This window comes from Streptomyces stoeckheimensis, from assembly GCF_045822005.1.
GTDB classification, from domain to species: Bacteria; Actinomycetota; Actinomycetes; order Streptomycetales; family Streptomycetaceae; genus Streptomyces; species Streptomyces stoeckheimensis.
The window spans coordinates 4,676,072-4,694,578 of sequence record NZ_CP169550.1 but is presented as its reverse complement, the minus strand read 5'-3'; the positions used below and the strand labels follow the sequence as shown (position 1 = coordinate 4,694,578).

The 18,507-nt window shown below is 72.0% G+C and carries 20 protein-coding genes and 3 tRNA genes; 10 read left to right on the top strand and 13 right to left on the bottom strand.

The annotated features are described in order from the left end of the window. Positions 1 to 59 precede the first annotated feature (59 nt). From tadA to ACE1OC_RS21275, 7 genes are all read left to right on the top strand, one after another. Entirely contained in the window at positions 60 to 488 is a 429-nt protein-coding gene (gene tadA, locus ACE1OC_RS21305) for a tRNA adenosine(34) deaminase TadA (RefSeq protein WP_407841633.1), read from the top strand. A 69-nt stretch (positions 489 to 557) separates the two neighbouring features. Then, positions 558 to 644: transfer RNA gene (locus tag ACE1OC_RS21300), tRNA-Ser, on the top strand. Between the two features lie 141 nt (positions 645 to 785). Continuing rightward, positions 786 to 1,106 carry a hypothetical protein gene (locus ACE1OC_RS21295; protein WP_382977392.1) on the top strand — a complete coding sequence of 107 codons (321 nt, stop codon included), beginning with the start codon at positions 786 to 788 and terminating at the stop codon, positions 1,104 to 1,106. A gap of 382 nt (positions 1,107 to 1,488) precedes the next feature. Further along, positions 1,489 to 1,650: a hypothetical protein gene (locus tag ACE1OC_RS21290; protein ID WP_250738523.1), complete on the top strand. Its 162-nt coding sequence runs from the start codon at positions 1,489 to 1,491 to the stop codon at positions 1,648 to 1,650. A gap of 211 nt (positions 1,651 to 1,861) precedes the next feature. Next, positions 1,862 to 2,812 carry an RNA polymerase sigma factor SigF gene (locus ACE1OC_RS21285; RefSeq protein WP_407838330.1) on the top strand — a complete coding sequence of 317 codons (951 nt, stop codon included), beginning with the start codon at positions 1,862 to 1,864 and terminating at the stop codon, positions 2,810 to 2,812. Positions 2,813 to 3,059: 247 nt separating this feature from the next. Then, positions 3,060 to 3,914 (top strand): RNA polymerase sigma factor SigF, encoded by an 855-nt coding sequence (locus ACE1OC_RS21280; RefSeq protein ID WP_243341827.1) that lies wholly within the window; start codon positions 3,060 to 3,062, stop codon positions 3,912 to 3,914. A gap of 73 nt (positions 3,915 to 3,987) precedes the next feature. Continuing rightward, entirely contained in the window at positions 3,988 to 4,782 is a 795-nt protein-coding gene (locus tag ACE1OC_RS21275) for a hypothetical protein (protein ID WP_407838329.1), read from the top strand. 15 nt (positions 4,783 to 4,797) lie between these two features. On the opposite strand, the gene ACE1OC_RS21270 is transcribed toward ACE1OC_RS21275, so the two are convergent. After that, the gene (locus tag ACE1OC_RS21270) at positions 4,798 to 5,037 is read right to left on the bottom strand and encodes a hypothetical protein (protein ID WP_407838328.1); all 240 of its coding nucleotides are present in this window, start codon (positions 5,035 to 5,037) and stop codon (positions 4,798 to 4,800) included. 152 nt (positions 5,038 to 5,189) lie between these two features. Here ACE1OC_RS21270 and ACE1OC_RS21265 point away from each other — a divergent pair, with 152 nt between their 5' ends. Both ACE1OC_RS21265 and ACE1OC_RS21260 read left to right on the top strand, forming a co-directional pair. Further along, complete coding sequence (locus ACE1OC_RS21265; RefSeq protein ID WP_407841632.1) at positions 5,190 to 5,639, top strand: MarR family winged helix-turn-helix transcriptional regulator; 450 nt, start codon at positions 5,190 to 5,192, stop codon at positions 5,637 to 5,639. Positions 5,640 to 5,653: 14 nt separating this feature from the next. Further along, positions 5,654 to 7,258, top strand: a complete 1,605-nt coding sequence (locus tag ACE1OC_RS21260; protein WP_407838327.1) for an MDR family MFS transporter — start codon at positions 5,654 to 5,656, stop codon at positions 7,256 to 7,258. A gap of 9 nt (positions 7,259 to 7,267) precedes the next feature. Here ACE1OC_RS21260 and ACE1OC_RS21255 read toward each other — a convergent pair whose 3' ends face one another. The 12 genes from ACE1OC_RS21255 to ACE1OC_RS21200 all read right to left on the bottom strand — a co-directional run bounded on the left by ACE1OC_RS21255 (position 7,268) and on the right by ACE1OC_RS21200 (position 17,863). Further along, positions 7,268 to 7,924, bottom strand: coding sequence for a TetR/AcrR family transcriptional regulator (locus ACE1OC_RS21255; protein ID WP_407838326.1), 657 nt, complete (start codon positions 7,922 to 7,924; stop codon positions 7,268 to 7,270). Between the two features lie 100 nt (positions 7,925 to 8,024). Next, complete coding sequence (locus ACE1OC_RS21250; protein WP_407838325.1) at positions 8,025 to 10,262, bottom strand: ArnT family glycosyltransferase; 2,238 nt, start codon at positions 10,260 to 10,262, stop codon at positions 8,025 to 8,027. Continuing rightward, entirely contained in the window at positions 10,262 to 11,527 is a 1,266-nt protein-coding gene (locus ACE1OC_RS21245; protein ID WP_407838324.1) for a glycosyltransferase, read from the bottom strand. The genes ACE1OC_RS21250 and ACE1OC_RS21245 overlap by 1 nt, the downstream gene beginning before the upstream one ends. Before the next feature lie 25 nt (positions 11,528 to 11,552). Continuing rightward, the gene (locus ACE1OC_RS21240; protein ID WP_407838323.1) at positions 11,553 to 13,112 is read right to left on the bottom strand and encodes a sensor histidine kinase; all 1,560 of its coding nucleotides are present in this window, start codon (positions 13,110 to 13,112) and stop codon (positions 11,553 to 11,555) included. A 140-nt stretch (positions 13,113 to 13,252) separates the two neighbouring features. Then, positions 13,253 to 14,020, bottom strand: a complete 768-nt coding sequence (locus ACE1OC_RS21235; protein ID WP_407838322.1) for a response regulator transcription factor — start codon at positions 14,018 to 14,020, stop codon at positions 13,253 to 13,255. Positions 14,021 to 14,095: 75 nt separating this feature from the next. After that, positions 14,096 to 14,977, bottom strand: a complete 882-nt coding sequence (locus ACE1OC_RS21230; protein ID WP_407838321.1) for an amidohydrolase family protein — start codon at positions 14,975 to 14,977, stop codon at positions 14,096 to 14,098. After that, on the bottom strand, positions 14,958 to 15,299 hold the full coding sequence (locus tag ACE1OC_RS21225) for an antibiotic biosynthesis monooxygenase family protein (protein ID WP_407838320.1): 342 nt from the start codon (positions 15,297 to 15,299) through the stop codon (positions 14,958 to 14,960). The genes ACE1OC_RS21230 and ACE1OC_RS21225 overlap by 20 nt, the downstream gene beginning before the upstream one ends. A 120-nt stretch (positions 15,300 to 15,419) precedes the next feature. Continuing rightward, positions 15,420 to 16,265, bottom strand: coding sequence for a DUF2797 domain-containing protein (locus tag ACE1OC_RS21220; RefSeq protein WP_407838319.1), 846 nt, complete (start codon positions 16,263 to 16,265; stop codon positions 15,420 to 15,422). Positions 16,266 to 16,309: 44 nt separating this feature from the next. Beyond that, the gene (locus tag ACE1OC_RS21215) at positions 16,310 to 16,744 is read right to left on the bottom strand and encodes an Lrp/AsnC family transcriptional regulator (protein WP_250738535.1); all 435 of its coding nucleotides are present in this window, start codon (positions 16,742 to 16,744) and stop codon (positions 16,310 to 16,312) included. 117 nt (positions 16,745 to 16,861) lie between these two features. Further along, entirely contained in the window at positions 16,862 to 17,227 is a 366-nt protein-coding gene (locus ACE1OC_RS21210; protein ID WP_250738536.1) for a PH domain-containing protein, read from the bottom strand. 220 nt (positions 17,228 to 17,447) lie between these two features. Beyond that, positions 17,448 to 17,520: transfer RNA gene (locus ACE1OC_RS21205), tRNA-Arg, on the bottom strand. Between the two features lie 252 nt (positions 17,521 to 17,772). Beyond that, a tRNA-Ser gene (locus ACE1OC_RS21200) sits at positions 17,773 to 17,863 on the bottom strand. A 187-nt stretch (positions 17,864 to 18,050) separates the two neighbouring features. On the opposite strand from ACE1OC_RS21200, the gene ACE1OC_RS21195 reads away from it, so the two are divergent. After that, positions 18,051 to 18,479: an SSI family serine proteinase inhibitor gene (locus ACE1OC_RS21195; RefSeq protein WP_407838318.1), complete on the top strand. Its 429-nt coding sequence runs from the start codon at positions 18,051 to 18,053 to the stop codon at positions 18,477 to 18,479. Positions 18,480 to 18,507 lie beyond the last annotated feature (28 nt).

The following is an 18,507-nucleotide window of genomic DNA, read 5'->3' as shown; positions in this document are numbered from 1 at the left end:
ACACCCCGCGGCCCACCCCGTACACGCCCGATCCCGTACGGGACCCGTGGCAGGACTCCATGCGCCTGGCGCTCCGGGAGGCCGCCCGGGCGGTGCCGGCCGGCGACGTGCCGGTCGGCGCCGTGGTGCTCGGCCCGGACGGGAAGCTCCTGTCCACCGGGCACAACGAGCGGGAGGCGACCGGAGACCCGACGGCACACGCCGAGGTACTGGCGCTGCGCCGGGCCGCCACCGCCCTCGGGGAATGGCGGCTCCCCGGGTGCACCCTCGTGGTGACCCTGGAGCCGTGCGTGATGTGTGCGGGCGCCCTCGTGCAGTCACGGGTGGCCCGGGTGGTCTACGGGGCGTCCGACGAGAAGGCGGGCGCCGCCGGGTCGCTGTGGGACCTCGTACGGGACCGCCGGCTCAACCACCGGCCCGAGGTGATCGCGGGCGTGCTCGCGGGGGAGTGCGCGCAGCAGCTCACCGACTTCTTCCGCGACCTCTGAGGGGCGCGGTGGGCGTCCCGCCCCCTATGGATTTCAGAGCACGGGCTTCCTTGGGCTAAGCTCTCTCTCGGTAGCGTGTCCGAGCGGCCGAAGGAGCACGCCTCGAAAGCGTGTGATGGTGCAAGCTATCCGTGGGTTCAAATCCCACCGCTACCGCTCTGATCGAGAGCCCCGCCCCGCAAGGGTCGGGGCTCTCGTCGTTTCCGCGCGCCACGGCAGCGGGCACCGTACGCCGGGCGCCGCGCGCCGCGCGCACTGCGTCCGGCGTCCGGCGTCCGGCGTCCGAGGGACATCCGCGTGACCGCCCGCGCCCTCGGCCGTTGTCACGGCATGACCAAGACCCAGCGCATCCTCGCCGCCATCGCCCTCGCGGGGGCCGCCGCGGGCCTCGCGGCGCCCGCCGCCTCCGCCGCACCGATCTCCCCGCTCACCCTCCCGGACCTGCCGGCGCCGCAGGGCATGCCGGAGGGGGCGAGCCCGTCCTCGGTGCAGGAGATCGGCGGACAGGTCAGCGGCGGCCTGAACCAGCTCAACCAGCTGATGGAGCTCCCGAACCACCTCGCGCCCGTGATCGCCCCGGTACAGCCGATCGCCGACCTGGCCGGCGGCCTGGAGTAGGCCCCCTTCGGCAGCACCGTTCGCAGGACAACGCGAAGAAGGCCCCGACCTGAGTCGGGACCTTCAACGGTTGGGACGGGGGAAGTGGCATCGGGGGGACAAGCCACTTCCCCCGATGAGGACGGAACCTGCCAGTCCAAGCCGCAGTCAGGGGGGAAGCTTGCGGCTCGGACCCCGCAGTGAGGTCCTGTCCCTCGCTCACCGATTTCCTGCCAGAACCGGTGGGCTCGTGTTCAATCCTGCGCCTTCCGAGGCCGTCGGCACACCGGCAAAGGGCCTGTGCCACGGGGCCATTGGTCCTTAAAGGCCAGGTGAGTGTTCGAACACGACCGGCTAGACTCTGCCGACCTTGCAGGACCGGTTGGGGAGGCCGACAGCGCACGTGGAAACCAAGAAGCTGATCTCGGGCGCCCTCACCATCTTCGTCCTCTTCGTCATCATCACTCAGCCCGTAAAAGCCGCCGATATGGTGCAAATAGGCTTCCAAGGAATCTCGGATGCCGCAACGGCGATCGGCGAGTTCATGACCGAACTGGTGCGCTGAACCCGTACGCTGAAGCGGTTTCCGGACTTCCCGGCCCCCCACTCCGACGGGTGGGGGGCTTTTTGCGTTCCCACACACGGGGCAAGATGCCCTGTTATGCCCAACTTGCCCTCAACACGGCGTTATACGGTGCTTGCACACAGTGCACATGTCTTGTGATGCTATGACCGCTTTTGACGGATGAGTTGATGACGTGAAGTGAAGGGGTGGCGTGACCGTGCCGGCCAGTACTGCGCCCGAGGTGCCGCCCCAGCAGGACCCGCAGCAGCAAGGGTCCCAGCCCGGGCCTCTGCCCGGGCCTCTGCCCGGGCCCCAGCCGGGGCCCCAGCCGCCCGAGTCCCACGTACCGCCCCAGCAGGAGGCCCCCGAGGAGCCCCCCGTCGCCCCCAGGCCGCAGAGCCGGGGCGCCGACACCCGGGCCCTCACCCAGGTCCTGTTCGGGCAGCTGAAGGACCTGCAGCCGGGCACCAGCGAGCACTCCCGGGTCCGCGGGGCGCTCATCGAGGCCAACATCCCGCTCGTCCGGTACGCGGCGGCCCGCTTCCGCAGCCGCAACGAGCCGATGGAGGACGTGATCCAGGTCGGCACGATCGGGCTGATCAACGCGATCGACCGGTTCGACCCCGAGCGCGGGGTGCAGTTCCCGACCTTCGCGATGCCGACCGTCGTGGGCGAGATCAAGCGGTACTTCCGCGACAACGTCCGCACCGTCCACGTCCCTCGCCGCCTCCACGAGCTGTGGGTCCAGGTGAACGCCGCAACGGAGGACCTCACCACCCTGCACGGCCGCACCCCGACCACCCCCGAGATCGCCGAGCGGCTGCGCATCAGCGAGGACGAGGTGCTCTCCTGCATCGAGGCCGGCCGCAGCTACCACGCGACCTCCCTGGAGGCCGCCCAGGAGGGCGACGGGCTCCCCGGCCTGCTCGACCGCCTCGGCTACGAGGACCCCGAGCTGGCCGGCGTGGAACACCGCGACCTGGTCCGCCACCTCCTCGTACAACTGCCCGAGCGCGAGCAGCGGATCCTCCTCCTGCGGTACTACAACAATCTGACCCAGTCGCAGATCAGCGCCGAGCTCGGCGTCTCCCAGATGCACGTCTCCCGCCTCCTCGCCCGGAGCTTCGCCCGGCTGAGATCCGCAAACAGGATCGAGGCCTAACCGGATCGAGTGGAGATCATTCTCCGCGTTTCCTGACAGAGCGGCAGATTCCCGCCCTAGAGCAGGCCTATCGCGTTCTGTCGCTGGAGATACTTGTCGACATGGCGCTACAGCGTGTTGCCGACATGTGACATTCTGCTGGAACCGCGTTTGCCGCAGCCCCGCCTCCGGTATTCAGGTGGAGGCTGCGTTCCTCCGACGGGCGCGCAGATGAAGCGCGAACCGTCCGCGACCTCAAGGGGGTGGCATGTCCGTAGACCAGGGCAGCTCACAGGTGCTCACGCTCGTCAAGCAGCGTGAAGTGCCGGCAGTGTCCCACCGCTCGGAAGCCATCGACACCCGGATCGACACCCGCACCCTCTCCCGCTCCCTCTTCAAGCGGCTCGCCGGCCTCGACGCGGACAGTCCCGAGCGGACGTACGTACGCGACACCCTGATCGAGCTGAACCTCCCCCTCGTGCGCTACGCCGCGGCCCGCTTCCGGAGCCGCAACGAGCCCATGGAGGACATCGTCCAGGTCGGCACGATCGGGCTGATCAAGGCCATCGACCGGTTCGACTGCGAACGCGGCGTGGAGTTCCCGACCTTCGCCATGCCGACGGTCGTCGGCGAGATCAAACGGTTCTTCCGGGACACGTCCTGGTCCGTGCGCGTCCCGCGCCGGCTCCAGGAGCTGCGCCTCGCCCTCACCAAGGCCAGCGACGAGCTCGCTCAGAAGCTCGACCGCTCGCCGACCGTGCCGGAGCTCGCGGCCGTGCTCGGGGTCTCGGAGGAGGACGTCGTCGACGGCCTCGCCGTCGGCAACGCGTACACCGCCTCCTCGCTCGACTCGCCCTCCCCCGAGGACGAGGGCGGCGAGGGCTCGCTCGCGGACCGGCTCGGGTACGAGGACACCGCGCTGGAGGGCGTCGAGTACCGCGAGTCGCTCAAGCCCCTGCTGGCCAAGCTCCCGCCCCGGGAGCGGCAGATCATCATGCTGCGGTTCTTCGCGAACATGACCCAGTCGCAGATCGGCGAGGAGGTCGGCATCTCCCAGATGCACGTCTCCCGGCTGCTCACGCGCACGCTCGCGCAGCTCCGCGTCGGCCTGATCGGCGAGTAGCCCCTCGCGGGTGCGCTCGGGGAATCCGCCGCACCCGCTTCACAATTGACGGCACGTCAGGAAAACTGCCGGGATGCGAAAGGTATCCCGGCAGGCCGCCGCCCTCGTCCTCGGCGCCACGGCTGCCGCCGCCGCTCTGACCGGTTGCGGCGGCCCGGCGCGCGAGGGCTACGTGGCCCTGGGCGCGGCCGCTCCTGGCCCGGAGCGGGGCGCCGGGGAGAACGTCGCACCCAAGGACCGGGTCGAGTTCCAGGCGCTCCCGCAGGCTTCCCCGGGATCCTCCGCGTCCCCCGGCGGCACATCGGGCAGCACCTCGGCGGAAATCCCGGGCAACGCCCCTGGCGGTACTCCCGGCGGTACGCCGCCCGGCGCCCCGGGGTCGCCCCAGCCCCCCGGCGGCTTCGCCCCGGGCGGAGGCGCGCCCACCACTCCCGGCGGCTCCGGGAACCCGCCCGGCACCCCGCCCGGCACGACGCCTCCCACCGCCCCGGGCAAGCCCGGGACCCCGTCGAGCCCGCCCCCGAAGCCGGGGCCGTCCACCCCGGCGCCGCCCCCGGCCACGCCGGCGAAGCTGAGCATCGGCGCGCCGATCCGTACCGCGACGGCGGAGCGCTGGTGCGAGCAGGTCACGGTGGCGTTCACCAACACCGGCGGGACCGCCGCCCGTTCGGGCACGGTCGGCTTCGCGACGCACATCATCGGCGCGCTGGGCGTCGACTGGGCCACCATCCACTCGACCCAGCCGCTGCCCGCGCCGATCGCGGGCGGCACGACGAGGACGCAGACCTACCGGATCTGCGTCGAATCCTGGCGCGTCCCCCTGGGCATGCGCGTGGAGACCCAGAAGGTCACGGCCGCCTGGAACTGAGCAGGCGGGCGGACCTCAGAGCGCCAGCCAGGCCACCACGGCGATCAGGACCAGAGCGGCGAGGCCGACCCCGATCCACAGACCGGCGCCCGTTCCCGACTTGCGCGCGGCACGGTTCTGCATGCGCGAACCCGGGACGGCGGGGGCCGGTACCGGCTCGTCGACGAACGCCCGGAACATCTGGGTGCTGCCCGCGGGGTCGTAGTCACCCTCGGGAGCCTGTGAGTTGTGGTTCGAGTCGTGATTCGCAGCCATGCGCAGGACCCTAGCCGGTTTTCCGATTCCTTTACCGCCCAGCCCTCCGATTCATTTGCCTGTAACAACCATCTGCTTCTATGGTTGCCCGAAGCAACGACATTCGGAGGGGGGTCCCGGTGACCGCAGCAGCAGCCACAGCCGCGGCAGCCGTGACACCCGTAGCACCCACGCCGGCCACCCGTTACGCCGAACTGGCCCGTCAGCTCACCGGCATCGGCGCCGTCAAGCGCGACCTCGCCCGCCTCCTGCCCCCCGAGTGCCCGCCCGGTTCGGCGGCCGTGCTCACCGTGCTCGACCGGCACGGCGAGATGCGGCTCGGCCGCCTGTCCGAGTACCTGGCCATCGACATCTCCGTGACCAGCCGGCACGTGGCGCACACCGCCGACCGCGGCTGGATCACCCGCGACACCGACCCCGGCGATGCCCGCTGCCGGATCCTGCGCCTGACCCCGGCCGGCCGCGCCCTCCTCGCCGAGCTCGGCACCCGCCACACCACGGCGCTGGAGAAGGCCCTGGCCGACTGGTCCGACGCGGACGTCGACCACCTCAACATCCTGCTGGCCCGACTCCGCTCGGGCTTCACGCTTCCAGACAGCTAGACCGAAGGAAACACATGGCTACGACCACACCCACCGGTGTGCGGGGAGGCGGCCGGCCGGAGACCACGTCCGACAGCGCGCCCATGACCCACCCGCAGATCATGAAGGCGCTCTCCGGGCTGATGCTCGGCATGTTCGTGGCGATCCTGTCCTCCACGATCGTCTCCAACGCCCTGCCCCAGATCATCGGCGACCTCGGCGGCACCCAGTCCTCGTACACCTGGGTGGTCACGGCCGCCCTGCTCTCGATGACGGCGGCGACCCCGCTGTGGGGCAAGCTGTCCGACCTCTTCAGCAAGAAGCTGCTGGTCCAGATATCCCTGGTGATCTACGTCCTCGGCTCGATGGTCGCGGGCATGTCCCAGAACACCGGCATGCTCATCGCCTGCCGCGTGGTCCAGGGCATCGGCGTCGGCGGGCTCTCCGCCCTCGCGCAGATCGTGATGGCCGCGATGATCTCCCCGCGCGAGCGCGGCCGGTACAGCGGCTACCTCGGCGCGGTCTTCGCCGTCGCCACCGTCGGCGGCCCGCTGCTCGGCGGGGTCATCACCGACACGAGCTGGCTCGGCTGGCGCTGGTGCTTCTACGTCGGCATCCCCTTCGCCGTCATCGCCCTGATCGTGCTCCAGCGCACCCTGCACCTGCCCGTCGTCCGCCGCGACGTCAAGGTCGACTGGCTCGGCGCCTTCCTGATCAGCGGCGCCGTCTCGCTCCTGCTGATCTGGGTGACCCAGGCCGGCAGCTCGTACGACTGGATCTCCTGGCAGACCTGGGCGATGACCGGCGGCGCGCTCGCCCTCGGCCTGCTCTTCGTCCTCGTCGAGTCCAGGGCGAGCGACCCGATCATTCCGCTGCGCCTCTTCCGCAACAAGACCATCAGCCTCGCCTCGGCGGCCTCGCTGTTCGTCGGCATCGCGATGTTCTCGGGCACCGTGTTTTTCAGCCAGTTCTTCCAGTTGGCCCGCGGCGAGTCCCCGACGATGTCCGGAATCCTCACGATTCCGATGATCGGCGGACTCTTCGTCTCCTCCACCGTTTCCGGTCAGGTGATCACCAAGACCGGCAAGTGGAAGGCCTGGCTCGTCTCCGGCGGTGTGCTCCTGACGGCCGGACTCGGCCTGCTGGGCACCCTGCGGTACGACACCCCGTACTGGCACATCGCGATCTTCATGGCGCTGACCGGCCTCGGCCTCGGCATGATGATGCAGAACCTGGTCCTCGCCTCCCAGAACCAAGTGGCCGCCGAGGACCTCGGCGCCGCCAGCTCGGTCGTCACCTTCTTCCGCTCGCTCGGCGGCGCGATGGGCGTCTCCGCGCTCGGCGCGGTCATGGCCAACCGGGTCACCCACTACGTCCAGGACGGCCTCGCCGCACTCGGCCCGAAGGCGGCGGCCCTGGGCCACGGCGGAACCGGCGGGGGCGCGATCCCCGACCTCGCCAAGCTGCCCGAGCCCTTCCGCACGGTCGTCGAGTCCGCGTACGGGCACGGCGTCGGCGACGTCTTCCTCTACGCCGCCCCCACCGCGCTGCTCGCGCTGGTGCTGGTGGTGTTCATCAAGGAGGTCGCCCTGAAGTCGAAGCCTGCGGGCCACGAGCCGACGGCCGCCTCGGCGGAGTAGCCGGACCCTCTACGGGGCTGCGGGCGCGGCGGCCGCGGCGCCCGCCTCGGGCGCGGTGTGGGCCTGGATCCCGGCGATCAGGACGTCGAGCGCGAGGCAGAACTCCCCGTCGGGCGGCCGCCGGACCGTGCCCGCACAGCCGTGCAGGAACTGGGAGACGGCCAGCCGGGCCCCGGCGCGAGTGGCGTCCGGCAGGCCCGTGGCGTCCAGCAGCCGGTGCAGGGCGGAGTCGAAGGCCCGTGCGTGCGGGCCGATGTTCGGATACGCGGCGGTGAGCGGAGCCACCCACGGGTGGTCCACGAGCAGCCTCCGGTAGCCCCGGGCCAGCGAACGGAGCCGGCCGGGCCAGCCCTCCGCGGGCGGCCCGGCCGGCTCCTGCTGTTCGCCGAGCTCGCCCAGGGCGCTGTCCAGGGCGAGTTCGAGCAGATCGTGCTTGGTGTCGACGTACCAGTACAGGGACATCGCGGTGACCCCGAGCGCGGCGGCGAGCCGCCTCATGGAGAACCGGGCCAGCCCCTCGGCGTCCAGCAGCCGTACGGCCGCGGTCGTGATCCGCTCCCGGTCGAGTCCGTCGGGGCCTTCGGTGCGCCGCCGGGCGGGTGCGGCCGGCCGTACGGCCAGCCAGACGCTGGTCCGGGCCGTGCCGGGATCGGCCGGGGTGACCATGGAGGCATCCTCCTCACACGCACGGGACCGGCCCGGAATGCCCGGTCCGCCCCCTTGATGCTAGGGGGTGTCGTGCCGATCGGGCCGGATCCGGTGGCACTCAAGACGCCTGTGAGGTCGGTGCGGTGAGGTCGTAGAAGGTGGCTCCGCCGATGGTGGAGGCCTTGAAGTTGGCCTTGACCCAGGTCTCGATGGAACTGCTCACGCCCCCGCCGGGGCCGCCCCCGACGCGGACCAGGGTGCGGGTCTCCGCGCCGCCGCCCGTTTCGCCGCCGTCTGCGGCCCCATCGGCTCCCGCGTCGCTCTGGCCGATGAAGTAGTGGATCTTCCCGGCGCTGACGTACTCCTTGAACTGCTCCAGGGTCGGCGAGGGGTCGCTGCCGTTGAAGCCGCCGAGGGCCATCACCGGCTGCTCCGAAGCCAGCTGGTAACTCGCCGCGTTCTGCGAGCCGATGGCGGCCGCCGCCCAGGTGTACCGGTCCGCGTCGGCGCGCAGCGCGGCCGTGGCCTCGGCGCTGGTCTTCGTCCCGCCGAGCAGGCCGCCCATGGCGCCTCCGCCGGGGCCGCCACCTGTCCGGGTGCTCCGGCCGTCGTCGGCGGGCCGGCTGCCGCCGGGAGCCTGGCCGCCGCCCGGGGCCTGGCCGCCCGGAGCCTGGCCGCCGCCCGGGGCCTGGCCGCCCTGGGCGGTGGCGCCCGGGGGCATGCCCTGCGGTGCGGCTCCGCCGCCGGGCGTCCCGCCCCCGCCCGGCATCTCGAAGCCGCGCATCGCGCCGCCGGGGCCGCCCCGGCCGCCCGCGACCGCGGGGCCCGCCGTGACGATCGAGCCCGTGTGCGGGGTGCTCACCGTGCTCAGGCAGTACGCGAGGGGTCCGGCCAGGGCCACGCCCAGGCCGACTGCCGCCACGCCGAGTGCGGTGCGGCGGCCCAGCCGCGCGGTGAACGGCAGCAGCAGGGCCGTGCCGAGTCCGACGGCGAGGACCAGCCAGCGCAACCACGGCACGTACTCCGCGGAGCGACCGAGCAACACGAAGGCCCAGTACGACGTGAGTGCGAGGGTCCCCGAGAGCGTGAGGGAGGCGGCCCGGCTGCCCCGCTCCTCCCAGAGGACGGCGATTCCCATGCCGACCAGGGCGGCGATGTAGGGGGCCAGCGCGACGGTGTAGTACTCGTGGAAGATGCCCTGCATGAAGCTGAAGACCACCGCGGTGATCAGCAGCGCCCCGCCCCAGGCCAGGAAGGCCGCGCGGGCCATGCCCTCCAACGAGTCGGTGGCCCGGCGGGCCCGCCAGGTGACCACGAGGCCCGCGACGAGCAGGATCAGCGCGGCGGGCAGCAGCCAGCCGATCTGACCGCCGATGTTGGAGGAGAACATCCGGTCGATGCCGGTCTCTCCCCAGCTCATGCCGCCTCCGCCGCCGCCACCGGGGCCGCCGGCCATGCCCTCGGCAGCCGTGCGGCCGCCGCCTCCGACGCTGCCGGTCTCCTCGCCGTTGATCCGGCCGAGGCCGTTGTAGCCGAGGGTCAGTTCCAGGAAGGAGTTGTTCTGCGAGCCCCCGATGTACGGGCGGGAGGAGGCGGGCCACAGTTCGACGACCGCCACCCACCAGCCGCCGGCCACCACCATCGCGAGGGTGGAGAGCAGCAGTTGTCCGAGGCGCCTGCGCAGCGCGGTCGGCGCGCAGACCGCGTACAGCAGGGCGAGGGGCGGCAGGATGACGAAGGCCTGCAGGGTCTTGGTCAGGAAGGCGAAGCCGACCGCGACCCCGGCCCAGACGAGCCACTTGGTGTGCGCCCCGTCGAGGGCCCGGAGCACGCAGTACACGGTGACGGTCATCAGCAGGGTCAGCAGCGCGTCGGGGTTGTTGAAGCGGAACATCAGCGCGGCCACGGGCGTGAGCGCGAAGACGGCTCCGCTGATCAGGGCCGCCACCGGGCCGAACTGACGGCGTACTGCGGCGTACAGCACGGCGGTCGTTCCGACGCCCATGAGGGCCTGCGGGACGAGGATCTGCCAGGCGCCGAGCCCGAAGAGCCGGACGGACAGCATCATGGGCCACAGCGCGGCCGGTGGTTTGTCGACGGTGATGGAGTTCCCGGCGTCGGAGGAGCCGAAGAAGAAGGCCTTCCAGCTCTCGCCGCCCGCCTGGACCGCGGCGGAGTAGAAGGAGTTGGCGTAGCCCGAGGCCCCGAGGTCCCACAGCAGCAGGACGGCGGTGGCGAGGAGCAGCCCGAGGAAGGCCGGGCGTTCCCAGCCGGGCCGCGCGGCGTGTGCCCGGGCCGCCCTGTGGGACGGGGCGGCCGGGGAGGGCGGGTGGAGCGGTAGCGCTGCCGTGGTCATCAGGAGTGGTCCTTCGCGGGAGTGGCGCGCCGTTCGGGGAAGACCCAGGCACGGAAGAGCAGGAACCGCAGCACGGTGGCGGCGAGGTTGGCGGTGATCAGGACGGCCAGCTCGGTGCCGTGCCCCGGTGTGGCGTTGGCGGCCCCGAGGGCGGCGAGCGATCCGCTGGTCAGGGCCAGTCCGATGGCGAACACCACGAGCCCCTGCGCCTGGTGGCGCACGGCGCGGGCCCGGCCCCGGACGCCGAAGGTGAGCCGGCGGTTGGCGGCGGTGTTGGCGACGGCGGAGAGCAGCAGCGCGGCGGCGTTGGCGAGCTGGGGGCCCGCGCCGGTCCGGGCCGCGGAGTAGAGGAGCAGGTAGAGGAGGGTGGACAGGGCTCCGACCGCGCAGAAGCCCAGGAGCTGGCGGGCCAGCCCGCGCGGCACACCGGGCAGGGCGGTGCGGTCGCGCGGGTCGTCCCCGAAGGGGCGGGCGAGCCGGTCCAGCGGGAGCGCGCCGACGGCCAGCGCCCGGCCCACGCGCCAGACGCCCTTGAGGTCCTCGGCGGCGGTGCGGGCGATGTGCACGGTGGAATCGGGGTCGTCGACCCAGTCCACCGGGACCTCGTGGATCCGGAGCCCGGCCCGCTCGGCGAGGACGAGCAGCTCGGTGTCGAAGAACCAGCCGGAGTCCTCCACGAGCGGCAGCAGCCGGGTCGCGACCTCGCCGCGGATCGCCTTGAAGCCGCACTGGGCGTCGCTGAAGCGGGCGGAGAGCGAGGAGCGCAGGAGCAGGTTGTAGGCGCGGGAGATGAACTCCCGCTTCGCTCCCCTGACCACCCGCGAGGAACGGGCCAGGCGGGTGCCGATGGCGAGGTCGGAGTGGCCGGAGATCAGCGGGGCGACCAGCGGCAGCAGGGCGTTGAGGTCGGTGGAGAGGTCCACGTCCATGTACGCCAGGACGGGCGCGTCCGACTCCCCCCACACGGTGCGCAGGGCCCGGCCGCGGCCCTTCTGCTCCAGCCGGGTGCTGCGCACTCCGGCCACGGAGGCGGCGAGGGCGGCCGCGACCTCGGGGGTGCGGTCGGTGCTCGCGTTGTCGGCGATGGTGATGCGGAAGGGGTACGGGAAGGTCCGGGTGAGGTGCTCGTGGAGCCTGCGCACGCAGGGGCCGAGGTCCGTCTCCTCGTTGAAGACCGGGATCACCACGTCGAGGACGGGCTCACCCGGTACGGGCGCGAGGGGCGCCCGTACCGGGAGCGCTCCGGGAGAGGTGTCGGTAGGCATGACCCGACCCTCCCCGGCCGGGCTGTCACCGCTGTGTGCTGACCCTGTGGCCCGTCTGTGAGTGCGGCTGCGCGGCGGCGGACGCGTCGGAGGAGGCGTGGCGGGGCGCCGGTTCGGCCAGCGGCAGCAGGACCTCGAAGGAGGTGTGACCGGGGGCGCTGCGGACGTCGACGTGGCCGCCGTGGGCCGAGACCACGGCGGCCACGATGGCCAGGCCGAGGCCGGTGGAGCCCGCCGAACGGGAGCGGGAGGCGTCGCCTCGGGCGAAGCGCTCGAAGACGTGGGGCAGCAGCTCGGGCGGGATGCCGGGGCCGTCGTCCTCGATCCGGAGGCGGACGGCGGATGTTTCACGTGAAACATGCGCCGTGACGGTGGTGCCGGGCGGGGTGTGCGTCCGGGCGTTGGCCAACAGGTTCACCAGCACCTGCTGGATCCGCGCCGGGTCGGCGTGGACGGGCGCCGGATCCTCGGGGAGTTCCAGGCGCCAGTGGTGGTCGTGACCGGCGGCCCGGGCATCACTGACGGCGTCCACGACCAGCGGGGCCAGATCGGTGTCGCACGTGGACAGCGGGCGGCCCGCGTCGAGCCGGGCCAGCAGCAGCAGGTCCTCCACCAGACCCGTCATCCGGGTGGCTTCGGACTCGATCCGCCCGAGGGCGTGCCGGGTGTCGGGGCCCGGCTCCTCGCGGCCCCGGCGGGTCAGTTCGGCGTACCCGCGGATCGAGGCCAGTGGGGTGCGCAGTTCGTGGCTGGCGTCGGCGACGAACTGCCGTACCCGGGTCTCGCTCTGCTGGCGCGCGGTCAGCGCCGAGGAGACGTGGCCCAGCATCCGGTTGAGGGCCGCGCCCACCTGTCCGACCTCGGTACGGGGGTCGGCCTCGGCGTCGGGAACCCGCTCGTGGAGGGCGGGCTCGCCGCTGTGCAGGGTGAGTTCGGAGACCCGGGTGGCGGTGGCGGCGACCCGGCGCAGCGGGCGCAGGGCGACACCGACCAGGACCTGTCCGGCGAGGGAGGCGGCGATCAGCCCGGCGAGGGTGACGAAGACCTCGACCGCGATCAGGGTGTGCACGGTGGAGTCGGCCTCGGCGAGCGGGAACCCGAGCACGACGCTGCCGACGCTGCCGCCGGCACTGCCGACGTTGCCGACGTTGCCGACGGGCGAAGCCAGCACCCGGTAGCGGCCGAGTCCGGGCAGCTGCAGTTCGACCGGGTCGCCCGGACTGCGGTCGGCTGCCTTCTGCGCGGCCCCGGCGAGGACGGAGGTCTGGTCCGGGGTGAGGGGCGGGTGGGCGCCGGGTCCGGATCCGGACCCGGACCCGCCGACGGCGGCGCTGCGCTGGCTGCGGACGCTCTCGACCGCCTTGCCCGCGGCGTCGAAGCGGACCCCGACGGCCCCCAGCGGGGATCCGGGTCCCATGACGACGCCGAGGTTGTTGTTCTCCCGGGGGAACTTGCCCGCGCCGGGGCGGCTCGCCATCTCGACGGAGACGCGCAGCTGTTCGTCGACCTTGTCGACCAGGTACGAGCGCAGCGCGACGGTGGTGACGGTGCTGATGGCCGCGCCGACGACGGCGATGAGGGCCACCGCCGAGACGACGAGCCGGGTCCGCAGCGACCAGGGCCGCCGGCTCCACCGGGGGCGGCGGGGGCCGGAGGGGCGCCCGGGGCGGCCCGGCCGGCGGGGACGGCGGGGACGGCGGGTGCGCCGGGGCTCTCCGGCGGCCACTAGTCGGCCGGCTTGATCAGGTAGCCGGCGCCACGACGGGTGTGGATCATCGGCGGAAGGCCGGTACCACCCTCCAGCTTGCGCCGCAGGTAGGAGATGTACAGCTCGACGACGTTGGCCTGACCGCCGAAGTCGTACGACCACACGCGGTCCAGGATCTGCGCCTTGCTCAGCACCCGGCGCGGGTTGCGCATCAGGTAGCGCAGCAGCTCGAACTCGGTCGCGGTCAGGTGGACGTCCTGACCGCCCCGGGTCACCTCGTGGCTGTCCTCGTCGAGCCGCAGGTCGCCGACCTCCAGCACCGACCCGCCGCGCGCGGCCTGCGCCGCACCGGAGCGCCGGACCAGGCCGCGCAGCCGGGCGACGACCTCCTCCAGGCTGAAGGGCTTGGTGACGTAGTCGTCGCCGCCGGCCGTCAGACCCGCGATGCGGTCCTCGACCGAGTCCTTCGCGGTCAGGAACAGCACCGGGACCTGCGGGAGCTCCCTGCGCAGACGGCCCAGGACGGCCAGTCCGTCCATGTCGGGGAGCATGATGTCGAGCAGGACGACGTCGGGCCGGAACTCCCGTGCCGCGCGCACCGCAGCCGCACCGTCGCCCGCGCTGCGGACCTCGCAGCCCTCGTAGCGCAGGGCCATGGAGAGCAGCTCGGAGAGGGCGGCCTCGTCGTCCACGACGAGGACCCGGCACGGGGTCCCGTCGGGCCGGACGAGGGCCGTGTGGTTGCCGGTGGACGTGGACGCGTGGGAAGTGGTCGTCGCAGTCATGCGTACACGCTGGCCGCCGCCCGTGAGAGCGCTCTTGCCTGAAGCTGTGAATTCCCTGAGAAACCCCTCCGCCCCTCAGGTCAGGCGGAAGAGCCGGGCTGCGTTGTCGTGGCAGACGGCGCGCAGCCAGGGGTCGCCGAGGCCCAGGCGCTCCAGGGCCTCGAGCTGGTGCTCGTAGGGGTAGGGGATGTTCGGGAAGTCGGTGCCCAGCAGGATCCGGTCGCCGAGGTCGGCGAGGCGGCCTCGGTCCTGCGGCGGGAAGCCGCTGAACTGCTCCGAGAAGTCGGTGAAGGCCATGGTGGTGTCGAGGCGGACCTCGGAGTACCGGTCGGCGAGGTCGAGGAAGTCGGCGTACTCCGGCATCCCCATGTGCGCGACGATCAGCGGCAGCCGCGGGTGGCGGGCCAGCAGCCGGGCGATCGGCTCGGGCCCGGTGTGCTTCCCCGGGACGGGCCCCGAGCCGCAGTGCACGACCGTCGGGATCCCGGCCTCGGCGAGGAGCCCCCAGACCGGGTCGAGCCGGTCGTCGGTGGGGTCGTAGCCGCCCACCTGGAGGTGGGCCTTGAAGACCCGGGCCCCCGCCGCGACGGCCTGGCCGACGTATTCCCGCACCCCGTCCTCCGGGAAGAAGGTCGCGGTGTGCAGGCAGTCGGGGGTGCGCGCGGCGAAGTCGGCGGACCAGGAATTGAGCCAGGCGGCCATGGCCGGCTTGTGCGGGTAGAGCATGGCGGTGAACGCCCGGACCCCGAACTCCCGCAGCAGCGCGACCCGCTGCTCTTCCTCGTGCCGGTAGGTGATGGGCCACTCGACGCCGGTCAGCGGTCCCACGGCGTCGAAGTAGTCCCACACCTTGTCCAGGACCCGCTCCGGCATGAAGTGCGTGTGTACGTCGACCAGCCCGGGCACCCCGAGCCGTTCCCGGAACGCCCGGACGGCCTCAGCCGTCTTCGCGGACAAAACCGTGGCTCCGCTCGACCGTCGCGATGTGCAGCGTGTAGCTCTCGTACCAGTCGGCGCGGCCCTGCTTCATCGCCGCCTGGTGCTCCATGTCCTTGCGCCAGAGGGCGAGGGACTCGTGGTCGCGGAAGTAGGCGACGGTGATGCCGAGCCCGCCGGGCGTCCGAGCGGACTCGTAGCCGAGGAACCCCGGATTGCCGCTGACGAGCTCGGTCATCCGCTCGAGCGTCTCGGGGTAGCCGCCGTCCTCGGCGGTCCGGACGCTGGTGAACACACTGATGACATAAGGCGGTTCGAAGGCCTGTACGGGCTGAATGGTCATGCCCACCACCCTCTGCGGCCGGTACGTGGCATGTCCACCGGAAAACGGCCCGGACGGCCAAAGGGATCCAAGTTTTGACCTAGGGGGTGTCCTTCGGATCAGGCCGGGCTCCCCTCCCGGTCAGAACAGCCCGTCCTGCGCGGCCCCGGTGTCCCGGCCGTCGGCCGGGATCCCTGCGACGGGCACATCGGTGACGCCGCCCTCCCCGGGCGCCACCAGCTCCCACCCCGCGAGCAGCCGGGTGTCCACCACCAGCCCGTCGGCGAAGTGCAGATCGGGCCCGGCCGCGCCGACGAGCCGGCCGGTGACGGTCCCGCCGGGCACCATCTCGGTGATCACCCGGGCAGGGACGGGCAGTGCGTCGAGCCCGAACACCCCGGCGTGGTCGGTCACCTCGCACTCCAGCCTCTCCAGCGACTCCGGCCACCCCTCCAGCGTGACCGCCCGTGCGTGCAGTGCCGCCACCTCCGCCGCCCGCTCGGGCCCCGGCGGCACGTCTCCCCGCACGGACCGCTTACGGGCATAGGCGATCCGGTCGGGCACCCCGAGAGCCGCCCGCAGCAGTTCCTCGGTCCGTCGGGTGGCCATCAGCGGCCCGCGCCCCAGCCAGGCCCAGGCGACCGCCCCTTGCTCCAGCAGCCGGACGGACCCGCGCTCCTCGGCGGTGATCCCGACCTTGACCAGCCCGGCCCCGAACAATGCGAGGTACACCCGGTAGGTACGCGGATCACCGGCGTTGGTGTCGGCCGCCACCGAGAAGGAACGGTCCAGGCCCGCGCACTCGGGGCACTGGGCGTTCCCGGTCCGGCCGGGCACGGTCCGCTCCGTCGGGCACGGCGTCCGCCGTCCGGCCCGCCGGATGCCGAGGCAGTGGCGCTCGCCCCGGGCCGCGAAGGCGAGCGGCTGTCCGTACGCGAGGAGGCTGGTGCGCTCTCCCCGTCCCGGCCCCCGCCCGTACCAGCCCATGGCGGGCCGGCCATCACTCCACCGGAGGCCGGTGCACCACCAGGTCACAGGGGAAGCGGTCGCTCGAAGAAGGTCTCCAGGACGACGGTGGCCTGCGTGCCGCTGACACCGTCGATGGCGTAGAGGCGGCGCAGGACGTCCTGCAGCTGCTCGGTGGTGGCCGTGCGGACCTTGACCATGACCGAGGCGCTGCCGGCGATGATGTGCGCCTCCTGGATCTCCGCGATGCCCTCGAAGGCGGCGCGCGAGTCACCCATCCAGGCCGTGGAATCGACCATCACGTAGGCCAGCACCCCGCTGCCCACGGCCGCCGGATCCACCTCGACCGTGGTCCGCCGGATGACCCCCCGCTCGCGCAGTTTGCGCACGCGCTCGTGGGTGGCTCCCGCGGAGAGCCCGACGGAGGCCGCCAGCGCCGCGTACGGCTGGCCCGCGTCCTCCTGAAGGCGCTGGATCAGCGCCCGGTCGATGTCGTCCACCGAACTTCCTCCCACGTCCCTGCACGCCCTCGCGGAGACGCTACCTGATCCTGAAATCACCCCCCGGGGCCGAACAGCATTCGGCCCCTCCCCGTCTTCCTCTGACGTCCGGACCGGCTAGCGGGCGACGAACTGCGTCAGGATCGCCTGGACCTCATAGATGTCGACGCCCTTGGTGAAGGTCTTCGCTATCGGCGTCGAGCTCCCCGAGAGCCATATCTTCAGCTCCGCGTCCAGGTCGAAGTGGCCGGCGGTCTCCACGGAGAAGTGCGTGATGCTCCGGTAGGGGATCGAGTGGTACTCCACCTTCTTGCCCGTGAGCCCCTGCTTGTCGATGAGCACGAGCCGCCGGTCGGTGAACAGGATCGTGTCGCGGATCAGCAGATAGGCGGCGTGCACCTGCTCCCCCTGCCCCAGCAGCCGCGCGTACTCGCGGTGCGCCGACGCAGGATCCACGGCGTGCGCGTTCCCGAACAGTCCCATGTGAGCTCCCCCTGCTTTCCCGGTGAACCGATCTCCGATGAGTCGATCTCCAAGAAACCGTAGCGGCGCCCGTCCTCACCCCGCGTCCCCCGGCAGAGCCATCTCATCCCCTAACGCCCCGGAGCCAGGCGTCATCACTGAGGAGGAGAACGATGAGAAGGATGAAAGAAAGAGGACAACGCAAGAGACCCCCCGGTGAACCGGGGGGCCTCTTGGGCTGTGCACTCGGCAGGATTCGAACCTGCAACCTTCTGATCCGTAGTCAGATGCTCTATCCGTTAAGCTACGAGTGCTTGGCTGGCCGGGGTTTTGCGCCCCGTTGGCCTTGCGAGAACAACAATACATGGACCTCGCCGGGACGCGAAATCCATTAGCCCCACCCACTCTGACCTGCGGAAACGGCTTGAAAGAAGATCATCCGGTTGGGTGCCGGGGCGTCCTTGCCGGGTGTCCGCGCGGGCAGATCCCGCCACCGCGTCCCGCCACCGCACTGACCCCGAACGCACCGAAGCCCCGGTCCGCAAGGACCGGGGCTTCGTGAAGTGCGGAGGCGGAGGGATTTGAACCCTCGATGGGGGGTAAGCCCCAAACCGCATTAGCAGTGCGGCGCCATAGACCGGACTAGGCGACGCCTCCAGCACACCCCCGCGTACGAGGGTGCGTGCAGATGATGACACAGGCCAGGGGCCGGTCACCAATCCGCTCCCACGGTACAAGGAGGGCGGCCCGCAGAGCAAAGCCTTAAGCACCCCCGTCTGCGGAACGTCGGCGCCGCCCCGTCGTTGGTCTGTCCGTACGACGTACGGACGACCTGGAGTTCCCCATGCTGCGTCTCGCCGCTTTCGCCGTCACCTCCGCTCTGGCCGCAGCGGCGGCGGGCCCCCTGCCCCCGCTGCCACCCCTGAGCAGGCTGCTGGCCGCCCCCGACCGGCTCACCATCGTCGTGGCCGACACCGGCAACCCGCGGGCGGACGGCGAGTACCGGCTGGAGTGCGACCCGCCCGGCGGTAACCACCCGCAGGCCCAGGACGCCTGCGCCCGGCTCGAAGCCCTCGCGCGCGAGGGGAAGGACCCCTTCGCTCCCGAGCCCAAGAATCAGCTGTGCACCATGCAGGACGGCGGCCGCGCCACCGCCCGGATCACCGGAACGTGGGACGGCCAGAGGGTGGACTCCCGGTTCCGCCGGACGAACGGATGCGAGATCCGCCGGTGGAACGACTTGGAACCTGTCCTTCCACGAGGGCGTTCCTGACCTGGGAGGATGCGCCGGACGGGCGGAA

Coding starts and splice junctions, on each gene's coding strand:
- tadA (WP_407841633.1), top strand. CDS start 60: ATGCGCCTGGCGCTCCGGGAGGCCGCCCGGGCGGTGCCGGCCGGCGAC.
- ACE1OC_RS21280 (WP_243341827.1), top strand. CDS start 3,060: ATGTCCGTAGACCAGGGCAGCTCACAGGTGCTCACGCTCGTCAAGCAG.
- ACE1OC_RS21275 (WP_407838329.1), top strand. CDS start 3,988: ATGCGAAAGGTATCCCGGCAGGCCGCCGCCCTCGTCCTCGGCGCCACG.
- ACE1OC_RS21270 (WP_407838328.1), bottom strand. CDS start 5,037: ATGGCTGCGAATCACGACTCGAACCACAACTCACAGGCTCCCGAGGGT.
- ACE1OC_RS21260 (WP_407838327.1), top strand. CDS start 5,654: ATGGCTACGACCACACCCACCGGTGTGCGGGGAGGCGGCCGGCCGGAG.
- ACE1OC_RS21255 (WP_407838326.1), bottom strand. CDS start 7,924: ATGGTCACCCCGGCCGATCCCGGCACGGCCCGGACCAGCGTCTGGCTG.
- ACE1OC_RS21250 (WP_407838325.1), bottom strand. CDS start 10,262: ATGACCACGGCAGCGCTACCGCTCCACCCGCCCTCCCCGGCCGCCCCG.
- ACE1OC_RS21245 (WP_407838324.1), bottom strand. CDS start 11,527: ATGCCTACCGACACCTCTCCCGGAGCGCTCCCGGTACGGGCGCCCCTC.
- ACE1OC_RS21235 (WP_407838322.1), bottom strand. CDS start 14,020: ATGACTGCGACGACCACTTCCCACGCGTCCACGTCCACCGGCAACCAC.
- ACE1OC_RS21225 (WP_407838320.1), bottom strand. CDS start 15,299: ATGACCATTCAGCCCGTACAGGCCTTCGAACCGCCTTATGTCATCAGT.
- ACE1OC_RS21220 (WP_407838319.1), bottom strand. CDS start 16,265: ATGGGCTGGTACGGGCGGGGGCCGGGACGGGGAGAGCGCACCAGCCTC.
- ACE1OC_RS21210 (WP_250738536.1), bottom strand. CDS start 17,227: ATGGGACTGTTCGGGAACGCGCACGCCGTGGATCCTGCGTCGGCGCAC.
- ACE1OC_RS21195 (WP_407838318.1), top strand. CDS start 18,051: ATGCTGCGTCTCGCCGCTTTCGCCGTCACCTCCGCTCTGGCCGCAGCG.